This window comes from Faecalicatena contorta (assembly GCF_021531895.1).
Taxonomy (GTDB): Bacteria; Bacillota; Clostridia; order Lachnospirales; family Lachnospiraceae; genus JAFBIX01.
Genome location: NZ_JAFBIX010000030.1, coordinates 1 through 21,393, shown reverse-complemented (window position 1 = coordinate 21,393; position 21,393 = coordinate 1). Strand labels below are relative to the sequence as shown.

General features: G+C 40.0%; 24 protein-coding genes. 12 read left to right on the top strand and 12 right to left on the bottom strand.

The genetic code is table 11. From position 1 onward, the window contains the following. Positions 1–112 precede the first annotated feature (112 nt). From JQM81_RS11575 to JQM81_RS11565, 3 genes are all read left to right on the top strand, one after another. Positions 113–1,894, top strand: coding sequence for an ABC transporter ATP-binding protein (locus tag JQM81_RS11575; RefSeq protein ID WP_235233828.1), 1,782 nt, complete (start codon positions 113–115; stop codon positions 1,892–1,894). A 48-nt stretch (positions 1,895–1,942) separates the two neighbouring features. Then, a complete protein-coding gene (locus tag JQM81_RS11570) occupies positions 1,943–2,443 on the top strand; it encodes a methylated-DNA--[protein]-cysteine S-methyltransferase (protein WP_235233827.1) in 501 nt (166 codons plus the stop codon). A 66-nt stretch (positions 2,444–2,509) separates the two neighbouring features. Then, entirely contained in the window at positions 2,510–3,958 is a 1,449-nt protein-coding gene (locus tag JQM81_RS11565; RefSeq protein ID WP_235233826.1) for an aminoacyl-histidine dipeptidase, read from the top strand. A gap of 81 nt (positions 3,959–4,039) precedes the next feature. Here JQM81_RS11565 and rlmD read toward each other — a convergent pair whose 3' ends face one another. From rlmD to JQM81_RS11540, 5 genes are all read right to left on the bottom strand, one after another. Further along, entirely contained in the window at positions 4,040–5,416 is a 1,377-nt protein-coding gene (gene rlmD, locus JQM81_RS11560) for a 23S rRNA (uracil(1939)-C(5))-methyltransferase RlmD (RefSeq protein ID WP_235233822.1), read from the bottom strand. A 21-nt stretch (positions 5,417–5,437) separates the two neighbouring features. After that, the gene (locus JQM81_RS11555) at positions 5,438–6,370 is read right to left on the bottom strand and encodes an NYN domain-containing protein (RefSeq protein WP_235233821.1); all 933 of its coding nucleotides are present in this window, start codon (positions 6,368–6,370) and stop codon (positions 5,438–5,440) included. Positions 6,371–6,503: 133 nt separating this feature from the next. Further along, positions 6,504–6,746: a DUF4366 domain-containing protein gene (locus tag JQM81_RS11550; protein WP_235233820.1), complete on the bottom strand. Its 243-nt coding sequence runs from the start codon at positions 6,744–6,746 to the stop codon at positions 6,504–6,506. A 107-nt stretch (positions 6,747–6,853) separates the two neighbouring features. Continuing rightward, on the bottom strand, positions 6,854–9,085 hold the full coding sequence (gene pcrA, locus JQM81_RS11545) for a DNA helicase PcrA (protein WP_235233819.1): 2,232 nt from the start codon (positions 9,083–9,085) through the stop codon (positions 6,854–6,856). 5 nt (positions 9,086–9,090) lie between these two features. Continuing rightward, on the bottom strand, positions 9,091–9,483 hold the full coding sequence (locus JQM81_RS11540; protein ID WP_235233816.1) for a DUF3783 domain-containing protein: 393 nt from the start codon (positions 9,481–9,483) through the stop codon (positions 9,091–9,093). 169 nt (positions 9,484–9,652) lie between these two features. On the opposite strand from JQM81_RS11540, the gene JQM81_RS11535 reads away from it, so the two are divergent. Continuing rightward, positions 9,653–10,261, top strand: coding sequence for a DUF1836 domain-containing protein (locus tag JQM81_RS11535; RefSeq protein WP_235233815.1), 609 nt, complete (start codon positions 9,653–9,655; stop codon positions 10,259–10,261). A 26-nt stretch (positions 10,262–10,287) separates the two neighbouring features. Here JQM81_RS11535 and JQM81_RS11530 read toward each other — a convergent pair whose 3' ends face one another. Both JQM81_RS11530 and JQM81_RS11525 read right to left on the bottom strand, forming a co-directional pair. After that, entirely contained in the window at positions 10,288–10,584 is a 297-nt protein-coding gene (locus tag JQM81_RS11530) for a YerC/YecD family TrpR-related protein (protein WP_235233814.1), read from the bottom strand. Between the two features lie 63 nt (positions 10,585–10,647). Continuing rightward, positions 10,648–11,373 carry a phosphatase gene (locus JQM81_RS11525; RefSeq protein ID WP_235233812.1) on the bottom strand — a complete coding sequence of 242 codons (726 nt, stop codon included), beginning with the start codon at positions 11,371–11,373 and terminating at the stop codon, positions 10,648–10,650. A 119-nt stretch (positions 11,374–11,492) separates the two neighbouring features. On the opposite strand from JQM81_RS11525, the gene JQM81_RS11520 reads away from it, so the two are divergent. The 3 genes from JQM81_RS11520 (at position 11,493) to JQM81_RS11510 (ending at position 13,358) form a co-directional block, all read left to right on the top strand. Next, positions 11,493–11,690, top strand: coding sequence for a hypothetical protein (locus JQM81_RS11520; protein ID WP_235233810.1), 198 nt, complete (start codon positions 11,493–11,495; stop codon positions 11,688–11,690). A gap of 35 nt (positions 11,691–11,725) precedes the next feature. Beyond that, a complete protein-coding gene (locus tag JQM81_RS11515) occupies positions 11,726–12,202 on the top strand; it encodes a hypothetical protein (protein WP_235233808.1) in 477 nt (158 codons plus the stop codon). A 172-nt stretch (positions 12,203–12,374) separates the two neighbouring features. Then, positions 12,375–13,358, top strand: a complete 984-nt coding sequence (locus JQM81_RS11510; protein WP_235233807.1) for an asparaginase — start codon at positions 12,375–12,377, stop codon at positions 13,356–13,358. Between the two features lie 58 nt (positions 13,359–13,416). On the opposite strand, the gene JQM81_RS11505 is transcribed toward JQM81_RS11510, so the two are convergent. The 3 genes from JQM81_RS11505 to JQM81_RS11495 are packed head-to-tail and all read right to left on the bottom strand — an operon-like array spanning position 13,417 to position 13,918. Beyond that, positions 13,417–13,563 carry a hypothetical protein gene (locus tag JQM81_RS11505; RefSeq protein ID WP_235233806.1) on the bottom strand — a complete coding sequence of 49 codons (147 nt, stop codon included), beginning with the start codon at positions 13,561–13,563 and terminating at the stop codon, positions 13,417–13,419. Beyond that, entirely contained in the window at positions 13,556–13,732 is a 177-nt protein-coding gene (locus JQM81_RS11500; RefSeq protein WP_235233805.1) for a hypothetical protein, read from the bottom strand. Before JQM81_RS11500 ends, JQM81_RS11505 begins: the two co-directional genes overlap by 8 nt. 30 nt (positions 13,733–13,762) lie before the next feature. Beyond that, positions 13,763–13,918: a hypothetical protein gene (locus JQM81_RS11495; protein ID WP_235233804.1), complete on the bottom strand. Its 156-nt coding sequence runs from the start codon at positions 13,916–13,918 to the stop codon at positions 13,763–13,765. A gap of 139 nt (positions 13,919–14,057) precedes the next feature. Between JQM81_RS11495 and JQM81_RS11490 the strand changes: the two genes are divergently transcribed. Next, on the top strand, positions 14,058–14,234 hold the full coding sequence (locus tag JQM81_RS11490; RefSeq protein ID WP_235233803.1) for a hypothetical protein: 177 nt from the start codon (positions 14,058–14,060) through the stop codon (positions 14,232–14,234). Between the two features lie 80 nt (positions 14,235–14,314). Then, positions 14,315–15,349 (top strand): ABC transporter substrate-binding protein, encoded by a 1,035-nt coding sequence (locus JQM81_RS11485; RefSeq protein ID WP_235233802.1) that lies wholly within the window; start codon positions 14,315–14,317, stop codon positions 15,347–15,349. Between the two features lie 71 nt (positions 15,350–15,420). On the opposite strand, the gene JQM81_RS11480 is transcribed toward JQM81_RS11485, so the two are convergent. Continuing rightward, the gene (locus tag JQM81_RS11480; RefSeq protein ID WP_235233801.1) at positions 15,421–17,055 is read right to left on the bottom strand and encodes a class I adenylate-forming enzyme family protein; all 1,635 of its coding nucleotides are present in this window, start codon (positions 17,053–17,055) and stop codon (positions 15,421–15,423) included. A gap of 94 nt (positions 17,056–17,149) precedes the next feature. Continuing rightward, positions 17,150–18,031, bottom strand: coding sequence for an AraC family transcriptional regulator (locus tag JQM81_RS11475; protein WP_235233798.1), 882 nt, complete (start codon positions 18,029–18,031; stop codon positions 17,150–17,152). A gap of 238 nt (positions 18,032–18,269) precedes the next feature. Here JQM81_RS11475 and JQM81_RS11470 point away from each other — a divergent pair, with 238 nt between their 5' ends. From JQM81_RS11470 to JQM81_RS11460, 3 genes are read left to right on the top strand one after another with little or no spacing between them, the layout of a single operon-like run. Continuing rightward, positions 18,270–19,553 carry an ABC transporter substrate-binding protein gene (locus JQM81_RS11470; RefSeq protein ID WP_235233797.1) on the top strand — a complete coding sequence of 428 codons (1,284 nt, stop codon included), beginning with the start codon at positions 18,270–18,272 and terminating at the stop codon, positions 19,551–19,553. Beyond that, positions 19,553–20,404, top strand: coding sequence for a carbohydrate ABC transporter permease (locus JQM81_RS11465; RefSeq protein ID WP_235233796.1), 852 nt, complete (start codon positions 19,553–19,555; stop codon positions 20,402–20,404). The genes JQM81_RS11470 and JQM81_RS11465 overlap by 1 nt, the downstream gene beginning before the upstream one ends. Next, positions 20,404–21,252 (top strand): carbohydrate ABC transporter permease, encoded by an 849-nt coding sequence (locus tag JQM81_RS11460; RefSeq protein WP_235233795.1) that lies wholly within the window; start codon positions 20,404–20,406, stop codon positions 21,250–21,252. Before JQM81_RS11465 ends, JQM81_RS11460 begins: the two co-directional genes overlap by 1 nt. Positions 21,253–21,393: the final 141 nt, after the last annotated feature.

Below are 21,393 nucleotides of genomic sequence, written 5' to 3'. Positions count from 1 at the left end.
TTGACACTTTCTGTCAATTATGTTAATAATGAAATTGTTTTTGGATTGGAATATGCAGGAAACACTGCAAACTATTATATATGAACGATTGAATCAGGAAGAAGGAATATATATGAATGCCTCTATAGGTAAAGAAAATAATACAAAAAAGAAACCGATCAATTACAACGGATCAAAGCTGGCTGTCTTCGCATCCTATATCCGCCCCCACAAAAAAGGATTTGCCATTGATATGATCCTGTCGGTCATTATCGCATTGATCGATCTGATTTTCCCATATGTCTCAAGATGGTCTATGAACACCCTACTGCCTCAAAATGTTTTTCATACATTTTTTGTCGTAATGGCGATCATGTTTCTTGCATATATCTTGAAAGCTGTATTTAATTATCTGGTGACGATCATCGGCCATACCATGGGAACTCTCGTGGAAGCCGATATGCGGGAAGATGTATTCACACACATGCAGTCTCTGTCTTTCAGTTACTTTGATAAGAATCGTACCGGTGTGTTACTGGCAAGGGTTACCAATGACCTTTTTGAGATCGTCGAACTTGCGCACCATGGTCCAGAAATCATTCTGACCTGCACTCTGACGATTATCGGTGCTCTTGCTGTTCTTCTGACAATCAACATCCCATTAAGTCTCGTACTGCTTCTGTTGATTCCAGCTTGTCTGGCATTTTCCATCCGCCAGCGCATGAAGATGCAGCAGGCCAATATCGAAGTCAAGAAAAAGACCGGCGAGATCAACGCTGCCATCGAAAGTGGAATCTCAGGAATCCGTACTGCCAAAGCATTTGCCAATGAGGACTCTGAAGAGACCAAATTTGCGATCGCCAACCAGCATTTTAAAGAAAGCAAAGTCGGCTATTACAAAGCCATGGGACTTTTTAACGGAGGCGTTGAAGCAACCGTAGGAATCATGCAGGTCGCTGTCATCGCAATCGGCGGACTTCTGATCATGAACCAGAAGATGGATTACGTAGATCTTATTACATTTACCCTATATGTCTCAACCTTTACTGCTCCGGTCCGCAAGCTTGCACAATTTATGGAGATCTACACACAAGGCTCTGCCGGTTTCGAACGTTTTCTGGAAATCATGCGTACTCAGCCACAGATCAATAATAAAGAAGATGCGATTGAACTAAAGGACATAGAAGGCCATATCCACTATGATAATGTATGCTTCTCTTATGATGACGGCACAGAGGTTCTGGAACATGTCAATCTTGATATTGCCCCCGGCGAAAGATTCGCACTTGTCGGCTCCTCTGGAAGTGGAAAGACGACATTATGCCATCTGCTTCCGAGATTCTACGATGTCGATTCCGGATCCATCACGATTGACGGTATCGATATCCGGAATATTACGCAGGAAAGTCTGCGAAAACACATCGGAATCATCCAGCAGGATGTCTTCATGTTTGCCGGCACGATTATGGACAATATACGCTATGGACGTCCGGATGCCTTGGATGCAGAAGTCATGAGAGCCGCCCATCTGGCAGAGATTCATGATGAGATCATGCAGATGCCGGACGAATACAATACTTATATCGGAGAAAGAGGTGTTGTACTCTCCGGAGGACAAAAGCAGCGAATCTCTATCGCACGAGTCTTCCTAAAAAACCCTCCAATCCTGATCTTAGATGAGGCTACTTCCGCACTGGACAGTGTCACAGAACAGAAGATCCAGCAAAGTCTCGACCGTCTCAGTGAAGATAAGACTTGTATCGTGATTGCACACAGACTTTCTACGATCCGCAACGCAGACCGAATCGCTGTTGTAGAAGGAAAAGGCATCCTGGAACAAGGTTCACGGGAAGAACTTCTTGCAAAAAACGGAGCCTATGCCGAATTAGAGCATGCCCAGGGAATCATCTCCTAGACATGCGTCACTCTAAAGGCACATCCTACTTTCATGGAGGTCTATATTATGCAATATCAGTACAAATACCACTCCCCATTGGGAGATATTACTATGGCAAGTAATGGCGAGGCCATAACCGGATTATGGTTTGACGGGCAGAAATACTTCGGATCCAATCTGTCTGATGACTCTGTTTGTCAAAAGCTTCCCATCTTTTTGGAAACTTGCCACTGGCTTGACATCTATTTTCAGGGTCAGAAACCAGACTTTACTCCTGCGTTATCCCTTTCCGGCACGGATTTCCGTGTAAATGTGTGGAATCAATTAAAAAAGATACCTTATGGAGAGACAACGACTTATAAACAGATTGCCCAGGCCATTGCCAGACAACAGAACCTTCCCCATATGTCAGCACAGGCAGTCGGCGGTGCCGTCGGACATAATCCCATCTCCATCATCATTCCCTGTCACCGGGTTCTTGGAAGTGACAAAAGCCTGACCGGATATGCCGGTGGAATCGATAAGAAAAGAGCGCTTCTAACATTAGAAGGGACTTTTTCTGATTGATTGTCTTCAAAAGTCCTTTTTTATGCTATACTATAATTACATTTATTATAAACGGAGGAAATAAAAATGGGAGCTTTATCTAACATTGAACCAAAAGAAGTATTCCACTACTTTGAAGAGCTTAGTAAAGTGCCAAGGGGAACATTTTACACGAAAAAAGCAAGTGATTTCTGCGTAGAATTCGCAAAAGCTCACAATCTGGAATACATACAGGACGAAGTGAACAACGTCATTATCAAGAAGCCGGGAACACCGGGTTATGAAGACAGTGAACCAGTTATTTTACAGGGTCATCTGGATATGGTAACCGAGAAGACACCAGACAGCGATCACGATTTTAAAAATGATCCGCTTGACCTCTTTGTGGAAGATGGTTTTATCGGAGCAAAGAACACCTCTCTTGGAGGAGATGACGGAATCGCAATTGCTTATGCAATGGCAGTTCTTGCAAGTACCGATATTCCTCATCCACCGATTGAAGCAATCTTCACAGTCGATGAAGAAATTGGCATGGGCGGTGCAAAAGCGGTTGATCTGTCTCAGTTAAAGGGAAGGAAATGCCTGAACCTGGATTCAGAGATAGAGGGTGTACTGACAGTCGGATGTGCCGGTGGATTTATTTATGACACCTTTATTCCAATCGAATGGAGTGAAGAAAAAGGAACGAAAATCAAGATCTCAGTTACAGGTCTTCAGGGAGGACACTCCGGTGCTGAGATTCAGAAGCAACGTGGTAACGCCCACAAGATCATGGGACGTGTATTATATACACTTGCAAAAGATTATGACTTTAATCTGATGGATATGCAGGGTGGTACTGCTGCCAATGTCATTGCCATGTTTAATCATGCAGTCATCGTTGCAGATACCGTACAGACGGATGCAATCATAAAAGATACCGCCGAATTAGCGAACAAGATCTCTGCTGAATTCCTTGGTTCCGAACCAGGCCTGACAATTACAGCTGAATCGGTGGAAGAAGGTATCTATCAGTCATTTGACGCTGACACAACTTCTCGTGTGATTCAATATCTGTATGGTATTCCAAACGGAGTACAGTGCTACGACCGTTCTTTCCCACAAGCAGTAGAGACTTCTTTGAACCCAGGAATTGTTGAAACCAAGGACGATGCAGTCAGAGTACGTTTCCAGGTAAGAAGTTCTATGAAGAGCAAACTGGAAGACATGAAGAATCAGCTGGCTATGTGGTGTGAATTAATCGGCGCTTCTTATGAAATCTCTGGTGAATATCCTGCATGGGAATTCGATGAGAATTCAACCCTCCGCCCAATGATGATCGAGCTCTATAAAGAAATGTACGGAACAGATCCACAGGTTGAGACAACCCACAGCGGACTGGAATGCGGCATTCTCTTTGACAAGAAACCAGATCTCGATATTGTATCTTTCGGACCAAACCTTCCAGATGTTCACTCAGTAAAAGAGAGGGTAGACATTGCGTCCACCGAACGTTCCTGGGAATATCTGAAAGCCATCTTAAAAGCATGTAAGTAGATCATATAAAACAAATAAGATGCAGGGATATCAGCAATAGACTGATGTCACCTGCATTTTATTTGTTTTACTATCATTTTTTTATTTCACCTTGGACATTAGACAGACCGTCTCTATATGGACTGTGCCCGGGAATAAATCAACACACCCAATCCGTTCCACACGATACCCTCTTCCCTGCAGCATCTCCAGATCTCTTGCCAAACTGGTCGGCTTACAGGCAATATAGACGACACGGTCCACGCCAAAATTCGTAATCTTCTCCAATGCCTTAGGATGCACTCCGTCTCTTGGCGGATCTAACATAATAAGATCCGGCACTTCGCCGAGTTCATCAATCACCTTCAGCACATCTCCCGCCCAGAAGGTACAGTTGTTAAGGCCGTTAAGTTCTGCGTTCTCTCTTGCAGCTTCCACAGCTTCTTCCACGATCTCTACTCCCACTACCTTCTTGGCAACCGGTGCCAGAATCTGCGCAATCGTTCCGGTTCCACTGTACAGATCAAAGATCACCTTATCTTTCGTCTCTCCGATATATTCCCTTGCCGTCTCATACAGTACCTCGGCTCCGAGGGAATTCGTCTGAAAGAAAGAAAATGGGGTAATCTTGAACTTCAATCCCAGGAGTTCTTCATAAAAGTAATCCTGACCATATAGAATCTCGGTTCCTTCATCTTTTACTACATCTGCCACACTGTCATTCTTGGTATGCAATATACCGACAATCGTTCCATTCAATTCCAGAGACAAAAGCTTCTTAACCCATCTCTGTCCATCAAATTCCTTTTCAAACTCAGACTCTGTTGTCGTGACCAGATCAATCAGAATCTCTCCTGTCTTTACCGCTTTTCGAACAAGCAAATGTCGGAAGAATCCGGTATGCCTCATCCGATGGTAGTACGGAAGTCCTGATTCTCTTGCATACTCTAAAGTGCAGGTAAGGATCTTTCGGTAATCCGCATCCACAATCTGACAATCGGACACATTTACAATATCATGAAAACTACCTCTTTTATGCATTCCAAGTGCCAATGGCCCATCTTTATATTCATCGCCAAAAGAGAACTCCATCTTATTCCGGTATTCCTGTCTCACAGGACTTTGTTTCACACCTTCCCAGATGTAATCACCTTCCACCGCTTCATCCATCATAGCTTTTACCTGTGTTTCCTTCATCCTGATCTGCTCTTCATAAGGAAGATTCTGATAAGTACATCCGCCGCATTGTCCAAAATGTGGACATTTTGATTCTATTTCCATAGGAGAATGTTCTAAGACTTCCAAAAGTCGTCCCTCTGCCTTTCCTTTTCGTATTTTATTCACAGAGAAACTCACTTTCTGCCCTGGAACTCCATTTTTTACGATTACATATCTTTCTTCTTCAGGTAGGAATACTTTTCCCTTATTAGGAAATTCTACCGATTCAATCATTCCTTCGTATACCTGCCCTTTTTTCATGTTGTTAATTCCTTTCTTCTACTATTGTATCGTACATTTCGCTTTTAATATAGTTCCGTCCTGTTCTACTTTGATATGATCAATACTTTTCACATATTGATTAAACTGTGCATATCCATAATCACTAATCTTAAAGTCTTTATATTTTTCATATACTTTATTACCAAGAGCACTGAGTTCTATTCCATTTTTTCCTGCTTTCCTGGCAATCGAAAGTACATATTTATCAATATCTTCTTTCATCTCCCAGTCTTCTCTTAGTGCAACCGATACAATGTTTCCACTTTTGACTAATTGAATTCTTGAGAATTCTTCCAAGAACTTTGACAGCATATTATAACCATAACTTCGGACATCAAAATCTGGATACAGATTTACCAGACGACTTCCTATCTCTCCCAGTCCAGTTACTTTATTACTATTCTGATTCTCAATAACCATCTTGATAATAGCATCTTCAATCTTTTCTTTGCTTAATTTGTCATGTACATCTTCCGGTTTTGATCGTCCAAGTTCCTGCTCAATCAAAAGATTTTCCAAAATCGTAAACTTATCACATGCCTTTCGGAATGGTTCCGGTGTCTTATTCTCTCCCATTCCGATAACCATCTTTCCACTTTCCCTCAGTCGACTGACCAGCCGTGTAAAATCACTATCACTGGACACAATACAGAATCCATCCACATCATTGGTATACAAAATATCCATTGCATCAATGATCATTGCCGAATCTGTGGCATTCTTTCCCTGTGTATAACTGAACTGCTGAATGGGCGTAATGGAATTCTTCAGTAATTCATCTTTCCAGCTGGAATGCTGGGTGCTTGTCCAGTCCCCATAGATTCTCTTATATGTAATCACTCCGTATTTTGATAACTCTGTCAGTATCGGTTTGATATACTTGGCAGATATATTATCTGCATCGATCAAGAGTGCATAACACTTTTCATCCATCCACATACTCCTTCCACTGATATATTCTCTGTCTTCTTCCAAGACAAAAGCAGGTAAGATACCTTTTTCTACATTACATAGGCTTCTAACCTGCTTTCTCTATTGCACATTAAGTTGTGTGATCAGTATCTACTTATACCTGATCATCTTCGCTGAAGAAATCATCATCAAAATCATCGTCAAAATCTTCTTCAAAATCCTCCAGATAATCTGGTGTAAAGAAAGAATATACAGCGTAAGCGATTGCTGCAACGGCTGCTACAGCTCCGATGATAGCCAGAACCCACAGTACTGTCTTGCACTGCTTATCTTCTTCTTTCTTGCTAATTAGCTCACTTAACTTTGTTGCTGCAATAATATCTTCTACTTTATTCATACTCCCACATCCTTTCTCTTGTTTTCGCAACAAGCATCAACTATTATTTTTATTATAGCACTTATTTTTTGAGATTACTACAAATTTATATGAAAATATCTGATTTCTTATACTTTTTGGAGTCGTGCAAAAGTTGCAAACATTTTTTTTGTTCCGGCATTGTCAAAATCTACTGTAACCTCATAATCCCTTCCACCTTCTATAATGGCAGTTACCGTTCCTTCTCCAAATTTCATATGGCGTACCCGGTCACCGACACCGTATCCTGGTCCTTTTCCACCACCATTTCCAAACTGCTTCACCGGCTTTTGCGTAGCAAATGCTTTCGTCTTGAATGCTTGTTTTGCCTGTTGATAAGCGCTTTGTCTTATCGGTTCTTCCTTCTCTTTTTCAAATACCATACCCGTAGATAATAGATTCATTGGAATCTCTTTCAAAAATCTAGACATCTTATTATACTGTGTCTCACCACGAATCATGCGACGTCTCGCACAAGTCAACGTCAAATCTTTCTCCGCTCTGGTAATTCCCACATAACAAAGACGCCTTTCTTCTTCTACTTCAGTTGGGTCATCGGCTGTAATCGTCATATAACTCGGGAAAATTCCATCTTCCATTCCAGCCAGATATACGTGTGGGAACTCCAGTCCCTTCGCACTGTGCAGTGTCATTAGCACCACATAGTCACTGCTTTCATCCAGACTGTCAATATCTGCCACCAACGCAACTTCTTCAAGAAAGCCGCTAAGAGTTGCAGGTTCATTCATATCTTCACAGGTTTCTTCATAAGCTGTGATCTTACTGATCAACTCATCTATATTCTCAATTCTTGCTTCTGCTTCTTCACTGTCCTCTTCTTTCAGACTTTCAACATATCCTGTCTCTTCAATAATCTCCTGCATAAGATCAGACAGACTCATCTCCAAAGCATCCGCTTTAAAATGTTCAATTAATGCAACAAAAGATTCCAGTTTCGATGCCCCACGTCCAATATTCGGAATCAGATCAACTGCACGAAGCGCATCATAGAATCCTATCTCATGCTGTGCAGCGTATTCTTGTACTCGGTTGATACTTGTCAGTCCAATTCCTCGCTTCGGCACATTCACAATTCGACGCACCGCCAGATCATCCCGTCCATTATCTACTGTTTTCAGATAGGACAATAAATCCTTAATTTCACGCCTCGCATAGAAATTAATGCCGCCAACAACTTTATAAGGAATATTGGCTGTCACAAACTTCTCTTCAAACATACGTGATTGTGCATTGGTACGGTAAAGAATCGCATTATCATTGTATGTACAAGCTCCCTGGTTCACATGCTCACGTATGTCACTTACAATATATTCTGCTTCATCATACGCAGAATCAAACTGACGAAACTCCAGTTTTTCACCTTCTCCATTGGCTGTCCAAAGTGTCTTATCCTTTCTTCCTACATTGTTGCGGATCACTGCATTTGCAGCATTCAGAATATTACCAGTAGAACGATAATTCTGCTCTAGCTTTATCACCTTCGCATCTTCAAAGACCTGTTCAAAATTCAAGATATTCTTGATATTAGCACCACGGAATTTATAGATAGACTGATCATCATCTCCTACGACACATAGATTACGATACTTGGAAGATAATAATCGAATCAACTCAAATTGCACCGTGTTGGTGTCCTGATACTCATCTACCATAATATAACGGAACCGTTCCTGATAATAGTCCAGTACATCTGCCTGTGTCTGGAATAACTGAACTGTCTTCACCAACAGATCATCAAAATCCAGAGCATTATTTGCTTTCAGCTGCTTCTCATACTCTTCATAGACATCCGCGATTTTCCTTTTACTAAAGTCACCTTCTGCCTGAAGGCGAAACTCCTCTGGCGTCACCAGCTCATCTTTTGCATGCGAAATCGCGCTCATTAATGATCGCTCTTTAAAAATCTTCGTATCTATCTGTAATAATTTACATACATCTTTCATCAAGGTCTTCTGATCATCTGTATCATAAATTGTAAAATTCGTATCATATCCTAACAAATCAATATGTCTGCGCAAAATTCTCACACAAGTAGAATGAAAAGTGCTTACCCAGATACTTTCAGACCCAAAACCCACTAACTTGTCTACTCGTTCTCTCATCTCGCCTGCTGCTTTATTCGTAAATGTAATTGCCAGAATATTCCACGGATTTACACCCATCTCTTCAATCAGATAAGCAATACGATGAGTCAGGACTCTGGTCTTACCCGACCCGGCTCCCGCAAGTATAAGAAGCGGTCCTTCTGTATAAAGCACCGCTTCCTTCTGCTGTTCATTTAATGTATCATATATACTCAAATCTTCTATTTCCTTTCTATTCCATTCTGTTTGGTCATAAACTGATGTTCTTTTAAGATCTCGTCATGGAGCGCAATTGAAGTCCACTCCTGATTAGATGCAGTTACAACAGCCTTTAACGGCACCTGTAATTTTTCCTTTCTCATGAGGAACAGCGCTTTATCCAGCATATCTTCAGAAGCAGCCTGTATGACCAGCATCTCTTCTTCAAATCCCTCTCCATCATACACTTCGGTCTCTCTCTCCACTTTTTCCATTCCTGCCAATTTCCCTATCGGCCATAAATATTCTTCTTTTTCTACATGGCGAATCTTATATCCCAGAAAACCAAATATCATTGCAACTTGTCTGCCTTTTTTTGTTTCTTTTAGGTTATAGCACAACACAACCGATTTCATGACTTCTATTCCTCCCTCAAAATCTGTTTCTATTATACGGACTTTCCAAAAGAAGTGCAAGCATCAAGAAACTTTCCATTTTTTTACTCAGAATATTTTTCTTTATACCCGAAAAAAATCTTGTCATATAGTTTTAAAAACTATATAATACTTTTATTGAGGTGATAAAATGACAATTGATACAAAGGACATGCTAAACAGTATCTTATCTAGCATTTCACGGATCGACTATGTACGGCCCGGAGATATTCCGAACATTGATCTATATATGGATCAGGTGACAACCTTTATGGAAGAACAGCTTCATTCTACCAAGCGATATGAAAATGATAAAATCCTGACAAAAACTATGATCAACAATTACGCTAAAAATAATCTTCTTCCGCCTCCGGTCAAAAAGAAATATTCCAAAGAACATGTATTAGTCATGATCTTTATATATTATTTTAAAAACATACTGTCTATCAAAGATATTGAGACCATGTTAGCCCCTATCACAGAAAAGTATTTTAACAATGGACAAGACTTTAACATGACTTCTATCTATGAGGAGATATGTAAACTGGAAAAATCGAGAATTGACGCACTGCAAAAAGATGTTGCCAAATCTTACAATTCAGCAATCAATAGTTTCAGCGATGTTCCTGAAGATGAGAGGGATTATCTGCAATTCTTTTCTTTCATCTGCAGTCTCAGTTTTGATGTATATGTCAAAAAATTAATTATAGAAAAATTAATAGATGAACTTCCGGAACCGGATCACAAAAAAAAGAAATAAGGCAACCGGCCTTATTTCTTTTTCTATTAGTCTTTCTTCTGATTAATTCTCTCGAACACCATGTCATATCCGTCATTTCCATAATTTAATGAGCGATTCACACGACTGATAGTCGCGGTAGAAGCTCCTGTCTTCTCAGCAATTTCAAGATATGTCTTATGTTCTCTCAGCATCTTTGCTACTTCAAATCTCTGTGATAATGAAAGCAATTCATTGATTGTACAGATATCTTCGAAAAAAGTATAGCATTCTTCTTTATCTTTCAGGCTCAAGATCGCACTAAACAGATAGTCTACTGCTTCAGTCCTTATCTTTTTACTCATAACATAATCTCCTTCGTAACATTATCATTACTGTTACATTTTAACACACTAAATTTATAAAGTCTACACCTTTTTGTTGCGTTTTAAAGAGAGTTTTAACTTTTCTAATGTCACATTTGCAATCAATTCTTCCGGAAAATCAACTTCCCGTAATACTTCTATGGCATATCCGTATTCTGCAATATCAACATCTACATGTGAGTCCGTGCCAAGTACAATCATCGCCCTTTGCTTTTTACACTCCTGAAGAATATTCCTGCAATTTTCTTTTGTATTTAGACGGAATCCATCTGGACGGAGCGAAGAATTATTGACCTCAATCAAGATCCCTGTTTTCTTTGCTTCTTTTACAAATTTGGCACAGTCAACTGGAAATCTTCCATCATCTGGATGCCCAATAATATCTACATACTCATTCTCCATTACACGAAGGTATGCCTTTGTAATATTTTCTACAGTTCGTTCACTCTGAAAACACGGTATATGCATACTTGCAATGGCTATGTCAAGCTGCTTCAGTACATCTTTGGAAAGATCAACCTCTCCTTGCTCATTCATAATATTCAATTCCGTTCCTAAGAACAGCTCGACACCATACATTTTCCGTGGAACAACTCTCAGATTCTGAAAATAATACGGATGGCATGTTCCCGGCATCTGTGGCGCATGCTCCGTAATCGCCAGCCCTTTCAGTCCTTTTTCTGCTGCCATGGATGCCATCTCTCGAATGGTATTATATGCATGCCCACTTGCCAACGTATGGGAATGGGTGTCAATTTCTATCTTCATGATAAATCCTTCTTTCACATTATTTATTTTTAATCCAGGAAATATTATACAGCATACATTTATCTTTTTCTACACATTCTAATTCTATACATTTGAATTTTACATTTGGAGGTATCACAATGAAAGATAAAAAAAACGAAAAAATTATTGACGAATATGACTATCTCTCTAATGCGGCTTCCACTCAGGACTGCACCGGATTGATTCCTTCCGAACCAGTTTCTGTTGAAGAAATCGAATCTTATGAAGAGCTGTATCACTTCCTTCCACCCAACGGAAGAGCTGCCAATATCAAGCCCGAGGAACAACGCAAATAATCTGGCATATATTAATCAAAAACGGGGTGTTATTCATGCCACCCATGAATTTAGTACCAGTAAATGGCACAATTCAGAATATTTCCGCATTTGGAAACAACTGCTGCCAACAGCAGGTTACTATCCGCAATTCTGATGGTATACAGAATTTCATTATTCATCCAGGCACATATGTCATTGAAGAAATACGGCTTCGTCCTGGTATGAATGTTACAGCATTCTACGACGCAAACCTCCCTATTCCCCTTATCTTTCCGCCACAGTACCAGACTGTATTCATCGGACGCCGGAATCCAGCTGAGACCATTTACGCCGGCAATTTCGATGAAAGCCTCCTATCCTTAGACGGAACACTACAACTAAATCTTGGTCGTTCAACCAGTATCGTCACCTCCAACGGGCAGCCATACAACTGCAGCCCCGGAGGACAATTACTGATTGTATATTATACAACAACCACAAGAAGTGTTCCGCCACAAACCACACCAAGAAAGGTAATCGTAATATGTTAGTTGGGGACGTAGACTTTTTTAAAAAGTCTACGTCCCCAACTTCATTTTGTGGTGTACCTTTTTGTAATTTGTGGTGTACCCAAATGAAAAACTTTCATTTTCTACTTGACATATTTTACTCTCAAATATACGCTAATGAAGGTATGATTCTTATATAACGTGAGGTAACTTTATGAAAAAGATACTAATGATAGCTACCGGAGGTACGATTGCCTCTAAAGAAGGAGATTCTGGTTTGGCTCCTGCAATAAGCGGAGAGGAATTAGCAGACAGTGTGCCTGGCATTCGTGATATATGCCAATTAACTGTTCTTCAGCTTATGAATATCGACAGTACGAATATGCGTCCGCGTCAATGGCTGCAGATTCGTGACGCAATCATGGAACAATATGATTCTTACGATGGTTTTGTAATTTTACACGGAACGGATACTATGGCATATACAGCTGCTGCTTTGTCTTATTTGATTCAAAACAGCTGCAAACCGATTGTATTAACGGGTTCCCAGAAGCCAATGGGTAACCCTTATACTGATGCAAAGATAAATATATATCAAAGTATTCTCTATGCAGTGGATGATGCTTCTTGCAATGTGAATATTGTATTTAATGGAAAAGCTGTTGCAGGAACCCGTGGCCGCAAACAGCGCACTCGAAGTTTTGATGCCTTTGAAAGTATGAATTTCCCAATGATGGCCGTACTTCATGATGACCGTATTATCCGTCACTATATGGAAATCCCGCCTGCTCCAGAGGATCTTAAGACTTATGACCAGCTTAATGATCGTGTATTTGTCTTGAAACTGACACCAGAAGCTAAATCTGACATTTTTGATCTATTAAAAGGACATTATGATGCTATTATTCTTGAAACATTCGGAATCGGAGGTATTCCTGATTCTTTTGAGAAGGCAATCTTCTCATGGGTGGATTCTGGAAAAACTTTGGCGGTAACGACTCAGGTACCAGAGGAAGGCTGTGACCTCGAAGTGTATAAAGTAGGAAAGAAATACAGCGAGCATCCCGGAATTCTTCAAGCCGGAGATATGACTACCGAATCTATCGTAGCAAAGCTTATGTGGGTTCTTGGACAGACAGACCAGTCAGAAAAGATAAAAGAATTATTTTACACAGTGATTAATCATGATCGAATATAATATCATGACTTAACAATGGCAGTATTGGAAGAGAACTTTCCATAATACTGCCATTGTTTTATATCTGCCTTATTTTTGCGTCTACTGCTTCTTTTCTTACATTATGATGCTGATTTTGATTTTCAGGCTCTGTTTTTTGGGTAATGCTATTAAATTTATCATTACTTTTTTTCTGATTCTGCTGTTCTCGTTTTTTCTCATTCATACCTATTTTCCCTGCTCATTCCATCATTATATTCCTTCTTGCCAGGCTTTTTCTCTGATGGAATCGGAGAATCCTGATAGATGGAAGACTCCCTGTTTCCCTCATAAGCATCTTTGGTCTGTGTGTAATCAATTGGTTTTTCTGTTGTAAACGAAGACTTTTCTTTCATGCATATAATCCTCCTGTTGTTCGTGCATTTTTAGACAAGATATGCCACAAGGGCAATCTTTTCTCCTGTCTCTTTCTGAATCGTCTGTTCTAATTTTGTGATTTTTTCACACATTTCTTCTGAAAGGTTGGCGTAAGCAATACCAGGAGAATCATTTGTTATTGAAGAATCTATCTCGATCATCATGTACTCCTCCTTTCAAAAGTAGTATGCATATTTTTCACAAACCTATTCATACCAGATATTCATTTATTAAATTCAAAAAGAAACGATGTCGCTGCATAAATTTCTATTAAATGCACATTCTATTCATGAGGTGATTGTAATGATTGATAATCGAGAACTTCCCATTGGATTTACAATGGAGCTTGCACAACATTCTGACATTCTAAATAAATTTGCTCAGCTTCCCGAATCCGAACAAAAAAGTATTATTCATGGAGCAAGGCAAGTAAAGTCACGCAATGAAATGCGCAACTACGTCGAAAATATGTTTCAATAAAAGCTTTTTTAATCTTTCATTTTCACACAATATTCTCTTTTGAATATATTATAGCATTAGGGAATTCAAGGAGGATATTCATGAAAAAGAAAGCTGTTTCCGTTTTCCTGGTAATTGCAATAGCGATTACTGCTCTGTTAGGCTGTACTTCAGAAAATCAAGATGTTGAATCTACAAGTACTGAATCTGTCACGGATACAAAGCTTACGAAAGTAATCTTAAACGAAGTGGCACACTCTATCTTTTACGCACCTATGTATGTCTCCATCGAAGAAGGATATTTTGAAGAGGAAGGTATTGAACTCACTGTTCAGACTGGATTCGGCGCAGATAAGACTATGACCGCTGTTCTCTCTGGCAGCGCTGATATCGGATTTATGGGATCCGAAGCTTCCATCTACACCTACAATGAAGGGGCAAATGATTATGTAGTAAACTTTGCCCAATTGACCCAGCGAGCAGGGAACTTTTTGGTTGCCCGTGAAGAGATGCCTGATTTTACCTGGGAAGAACTGAAGGGAAAAGATGTACTTGGAGGACGAAAAGGTGGCATGCCAGAAATGGTATTTGAATATATCTTAAAGCAAAATGGCATTGACCCATCCAAAGATCTGAATATCAATCAAAGCATAGACTTTGGTTCCACTGCTGCCGCATTTTCCGAAGGTCAGGCTGACTTTACAATTGAATTCGAACCAGGCGCGACGAATCTGGAAAAAGAAGGAAAAGGCTTCGTTGTCGCTTCTCTTGGTACTGACAGCGGTTACGTCCCATATACCGCATTTTCTGCAAAGCAAAGCTATATTGATGAACATCCAGATATCATCCAGGGTTTCACCAATGCTTTACAGAAAGGTATGGACTACGTACAGACTCACACGCCTGAAGAGATTGCTTCCATCATCGCACCACAGTTCAAAGAAACTGATCAGGATACTATTACGACCATCGTCACACGTTACTATGATCAAGACACATGGAAGGATAATCTGATTTTTGAAGAAGATAGTTTTGATCTTTTGCAAGATATTCTGGAAAATGCCGGAGAACTCACCGAACGTGCTCCTTATGAAGATCTTGTGACAACAGAATTTGCCAAGAAAGCTGCAAAATAATAAAAAAATGCTGAAGGTTACAGTTTTTCACTGTATTCTTCAGCATCTTTTTATTATCTTATATGTATCAGTTAGCTGCGGTTTTGCTCTTCTACTAACTTCGCGGCACCGTACATCTCTCTTAACTTAGGCTTTTCAATCTTTCCGGTTGCATTACGCGGAACATCTGCAAAAATAATCTTACGTGGACGTTTATATCGCGGAAGCTTTTTACAGAATTCATTGATATCTTCTTCTGTACAGACAACGTCTGGTTTTAAAGAGATGATCGCTGCTGCAATCTCTCCAAGTCGATGATCTGGGAGACCAATAACTGCCACATCCAGAATCGCATCATTTGTACGGAGAAAATCTTCTATCTGCACCGGATATATATTCTCTCCACCACTGATAATCACATCTTTCTTTCTGTCTACCAGGAAGATAAATCCATCTTCATCTTCCATTGCCATATCGCCTGTATAAAGCCATCCATCGTGCAAAACTTCTTCCGTTGCTTTCTTGTCATTGTAATATTCTACCATGACTCCGGGACCTTTGACAGCAAGTTCACCAGTCTCTCCCCGCTTCACTGGATTTCCGTTATCATCAATGATCTTTGTTTCCCATCCATAACCGGCTTTTCCAATAGCACCAACCTTATGAATATTCTCAACTCCCAGATGAACACATCCTGGTCCTATAGACTCACTTAACCCATAATTCGTATCATACTGATGATGTGGGAAGTACTCTTTCCAATGCTTAATAAGGCTTGGCGGTACAGGCTGTGCACCAATATGCATCAGGCGCCATTGATCCAATTGATAATCATCAAGATTAATCTTACCACTGTCAAGAGCAAGCAGAAGATCCTGTGCCCATGGAACTAACAGCCACACAATCGTACATTTTTCTTCCGATACTGCCCGAAGAATAAATTCCGGATTTGTTCCCTTCAGAAGAACTGCTTTTCCTCCTGTCAGAAAACTTCCGAACCAATGCATCTTCGCCCCCGTATGATAAAGAGGAGGAATACATAAGAATACATCATCTTTTGTCTGGCCATGATGATTCTGCTCTACTTTCGCAGAATGCATCAATGCCTGGTGAGTATGTAAAATTGCTTTCGGAAAACCTGTCGTTCCAGATGAAAAATATATCGCAGCATAGTCTTCATCATTGATATCAATCTTCGGAGACTGGCTGGAACAATTTGCAGAATGTATCGTATAGTCTTCTGCAAACCCAGGGCATCCATCTCCTACATAATATAAAAGTCTGTGTTGGCTGATATCATCAGCGATCTCTTCTACTCGTCCGATAAATTCTGGTCCAAACACCAGCACATCTACTTCTGCCAGTTCTACACAATATTTAATTTCTTCAGCAGAATAGCGGAAATTCAACGGCACTGCCAAAGCGCCTGTCTTTAAAACCCCAAAATAAATCGGCAGCCACTCCAGACAATTCATCAACAAAATAGCTACTTTATCACCTTTTTTCACACCTCTTTCCAACAAAAGGTTGGCAAAACGGTTGGCCTTCTCATTAAACACATTCCATGTAATCTCACGACGGTGATACGGTGCACGTACTGGCTCAATCAGCTCATATTCCTTCCATGTTACTCGTCTTGTCTCTGGCATCTCTGGATTAATCTCTACCAGACACACATCATCTCCGTACAGACGACAATTCTTCTCCAAGATATCTGTAATCGGCATTTGAAAATCCCCTTTCCATGCCGAATATTATAAATTTCGGCACTTTAACGCTTTTACTCATTAAAGTTTATGATACCTAATTTGTAGAAGATTGTCAATCTATTATTGATATATCCTTCATTCTATGATCCACAATTTTATTTTTCTGCCGGAATTCTCTTGGAGATATTCCATACACGGTTTTAAATGCTCTTGAAAAATGTAATAGATTTGGATATCCTACGGAGATTCCAATATCTCCAACGGTCGCATTGGTAAGCGTAAGCGCTTCTGCTGCCTTGGTCATTCGATACTGGATCAAAAATTCCTGCGGAGATTTTCCCACCGTAATCTTGAATACTTTTCCAAAATAGCTACGGTCTAACTTGCATCTCTTGGCCATATCTTCTACCGTGATATTCCGGGCATAATTCTGCTCAATAAAGTTAACTGCCTCTCTGGCGTAAAACTCGCTTAATTTTCCACCCTGCAGCTGCTTTCTGGATGTCGAATATTGAATCAAATTGTCTAAAAACAGATACAGACGTCCAATCAGATTTAACGAAGACGCATTCTGATTCTCTATAAATGTAAACATCTGACATTTCAACTCTTCTCCATGCTGTGGTGTATCCGGTACATAGATAGGATTTTTCTGAGAAAGTCCGGCCATCTCTATACATTCTTTTGCACGAAGTCCGCCAAATTCAATCCAGATATATTCCCACGGTTCATCCTTATCCGCGGAATACATATTTGCATATTCTGGGAAAAGCAAAAAACCGCTTCCGCCAGATATCTGGTAAATAGTCGAATTATACCTTTCATCATCTGCGTACAGTGTACCCTTGCCAGAGATCACATAGTGAAACAGATAATGATTCCTTACAAATGGTCCGAAAGAATGCAGAGAGCTGCATTTTTCATAACCATATTGATAAATTGTTAAATCCATAAAACGTTCGTCCTGAAAAACAGAAAACAACAAATCAGACATCCTAACACCGCCTTTGTTTTTGTGTATTTTTCACAATTTACTGATTTTATTTTATCTATTTTTAACAAACTTTTTATATTTAAGCTAATTATATACCAAAATGCGTCTATACTTCAACCATTTTCGAACAATCACGAATTTTGGTAACAAACCACACACATAGAAATATTTACCTTTTTTTTCGCCACTGCTATGATTTCGATTAGAAACAATAATTCATGCAAAGGAGAGGTGTGAAATGAAAAAGAAACTAGTTACTGTACTCCTTATGATTACAGTCTTAACCGGTATGGTTGCTGCTACCGGCTGCGGAAATTCTTCCGGGAAAGACGGGAAAATCCATATTAATCTTGTACAGTACAAACCAGAGGCAGTCAAAGCTTTCGAAAAGATGGAAGAAGAATTCAATGCAACCCATGACGATATTGTCCTGGAAATCGAATCTCCTAACGATGCTATGACTGTCTTAAAAACACGTTTTATCAAAGAAGATGTCCCTGACATTATCGGTATTGGAGGAGATGTTAATTTCTCTTCTTTCATCGACTCCGATATGTTGATGGATATTTCTGATTTTGAAGGAATCTCTGACATCAAACCCGCTTATCTTAAAATTGCCAAGAATCTGGAATATGTTCCAGAAGAAGGTGTCTATTCCGTTCCTTATGTTGCCAATGCCGCGGGAATCCTCTACAACAAAGATATGTTCGATGAGCATAACTGGGATATTCCTACCACCTGGGATGAATTTATAGCATTGTGCGATGAGATTCAGGCATCTGGAATCCAGCCGCTGTATTTTGGTTTCAAAGACACTTGGACTTGCCTTGCTCCATGGAACTCTCTTGCTGTAGATCTGGCTCCTGCCGATGTCTGCCAACAAGTGAACCGGGGAGAAACAACTTTTTCAGATGAGTACAGAGAAGTGTCAGAAAAAATGTTAGAATTACTTCCTTATGGTCCTGAAGATCCTTATGCGTATAACTATAATGATGCCTGTACCGCATTCGCAAATGGAGAATCTGCCATGTACACTATTGGTAACTATGCAGTCCCTCAGATTCAGTCCGTAAACCCGGATATGAATATTGATTCTTTCGTAATGCCGGGGAATAACAATGCTGACGTAAATATTCTGAATTCCGGAATTGATCTTCAGTTCTGTGTTACAAACGACTGCGAGAACAAAGAAGCCGCTTATGAGGTATTACGATATCTGTTAAAAGATGAAACCATCCAGATCTATCTGAATGATCAAAGTGCCGTCCCTTGTAAAGAAGGCGATTTTGAACTTCCAGAAGTCTTAAATGGTATGGCTTCTTACATTAAAGAAGGAAAAATGGCTGATTACCAAGACCACTACTATCCTGCCGAAATGTCTGTCGATGCACAGATTCAGACATTTTTAATCAACGGTGATGTCAATGCATTTTTGAAAAAATTTGATTCTGACTGGGAGCGTTATAATCGTGACATTATCCGTAAGGTACAGGAATATGAAGAAAATGGAGGGAATGAATAATGAAGAAAAAACTTAGCAGAAACCAGACATTCCTGTTAATCACAATCCCCGTTTTATTACTGTTCTTCTGCTTTAATACGCTTCCTTTGATCAAAGGATTCATGTACAGTTTTACAAACTTCAAAGGATTTGGAAGTTATGACATTGTTGGTCTGCGCAACTATATTGACCTGTTCACTGACGCCCGCGTAGGAAAATCTTATCTTTTTACTTTTAAATTTGCAATTCTTGCAACAATTATTACGAATATTATCGCTCTGATTCTTGCACTTGGCCTGAACAGCAAGATCAAAGCCAAAAGTACTCTGCGTGGTATCTATTTTGTGCCGAGAATTCTTGGTGGCCTGGTTGTCGGTTATATTTTCGGATATATATTCACCTATATTCTTCCGGCAGTCACAAGCACTTCCAGTATGCTCTCCAGCACCAATACTGCATGGATCGCTATCGTAATCGTTGCCTCATGGCAGGCAATTGCACAGACTACTTTGATCTATATCTCAGGTCTGCAGACAGTTCCAGAAGACGTGTATGAAGCAGGTGCTATCGATGGTGCTACCGGATGGAAAAGTTTTAAGTCACTGACTCTCCCACTGATTATTCCGTTTTTGAGCATTAACATGGTATTAAGCATGAAAGATTTCCTTATGGTATTTGACCAGATTATGGCTTTGACCAAAGGAGGTCCTGCACAGAGTACCGAGTCTATCTCTTATCTGATCTATAACAATGGTATTGGAGGCGGTCAGTTTGGTTTTCAGAGTGCCAACGCGGTTATCTTCTTTGTGGTAATCGTAGCCATCTCCGTATTCCAGCTTAATTTTATGGGAAAGAAGGAGGAACAGTTATAATGAAAAAGAAAAACAAAGTTGCTGCCGCTACAAACTGGCCTGTCACTATATTATTAATTCTTGGCTGTGTAACGGTAATCTTTCCGCTTTATATGGCAATCGTAATTGCATTTAAAAAACCATCTGAAATGACCAATGATATTGCCGGAGCTTTAAGTCTGCCAGGTACCTGGAGTCTGGAAAATTTTGCAGAAGCTATGCGAGTAACAGATTTCTGGCATTCTCTTGGGTACAGCGTTCTGATTACAGTCACTACTGTAGTTCTGGCAATCCTGATTCATTCTCTGGCGGGATATGCCATTGGAAGAGCTATGGCTCATAGCAAGTTCTACAAGTTATCATACCTTTACATTGTGAGTGGTATGTTCGTACCATTTGCCATCCTTATGATGCCTCTGGTAAAACAAACCGCACAAATGGGAATTGACAACTGGTTTGGAGTTATATTATGTTATTTAGTGTTCTATATGCCGATGAATGTTATGCTCTACTCCGGCTATTTAAAGAACATTCCAATTGCACTGGAAGAAGCCGCCTACGTGGACGGTGCAACTACATGGACAACTTACTGGAAAGTAATCTTCCCAATCATGAAACCCATGCACGCAACCGTTGCCGTACTGACTGCTCTCGGAACCTGGAACGATGTAATGACCCCTCTGGTCATCATGTCCGGAACGGGAACAAACACTCTGCCTCTTGCACAGTTAACTTTCCAGACACAGTTCGGCACCAACTACAATCTGGCTTTTGCTTCTTATTTACTATCACTGATTCCAATTCTTCTGTTCTATATTGTATGTCAGAAACAGATTATTAATGGTGTTGTAAATGGTGCAGTAAAATAATACAATATTATTCAAAGATAATATGAAGTGACCTCACGTTTGTAGGTTCGTGGATTTACCTGTAAACTGTTAATTGACAAGATTAATGGTAACAGGGATTACCGCATACAAAAGGAGGCCACTTATATGAAAAGAATAATA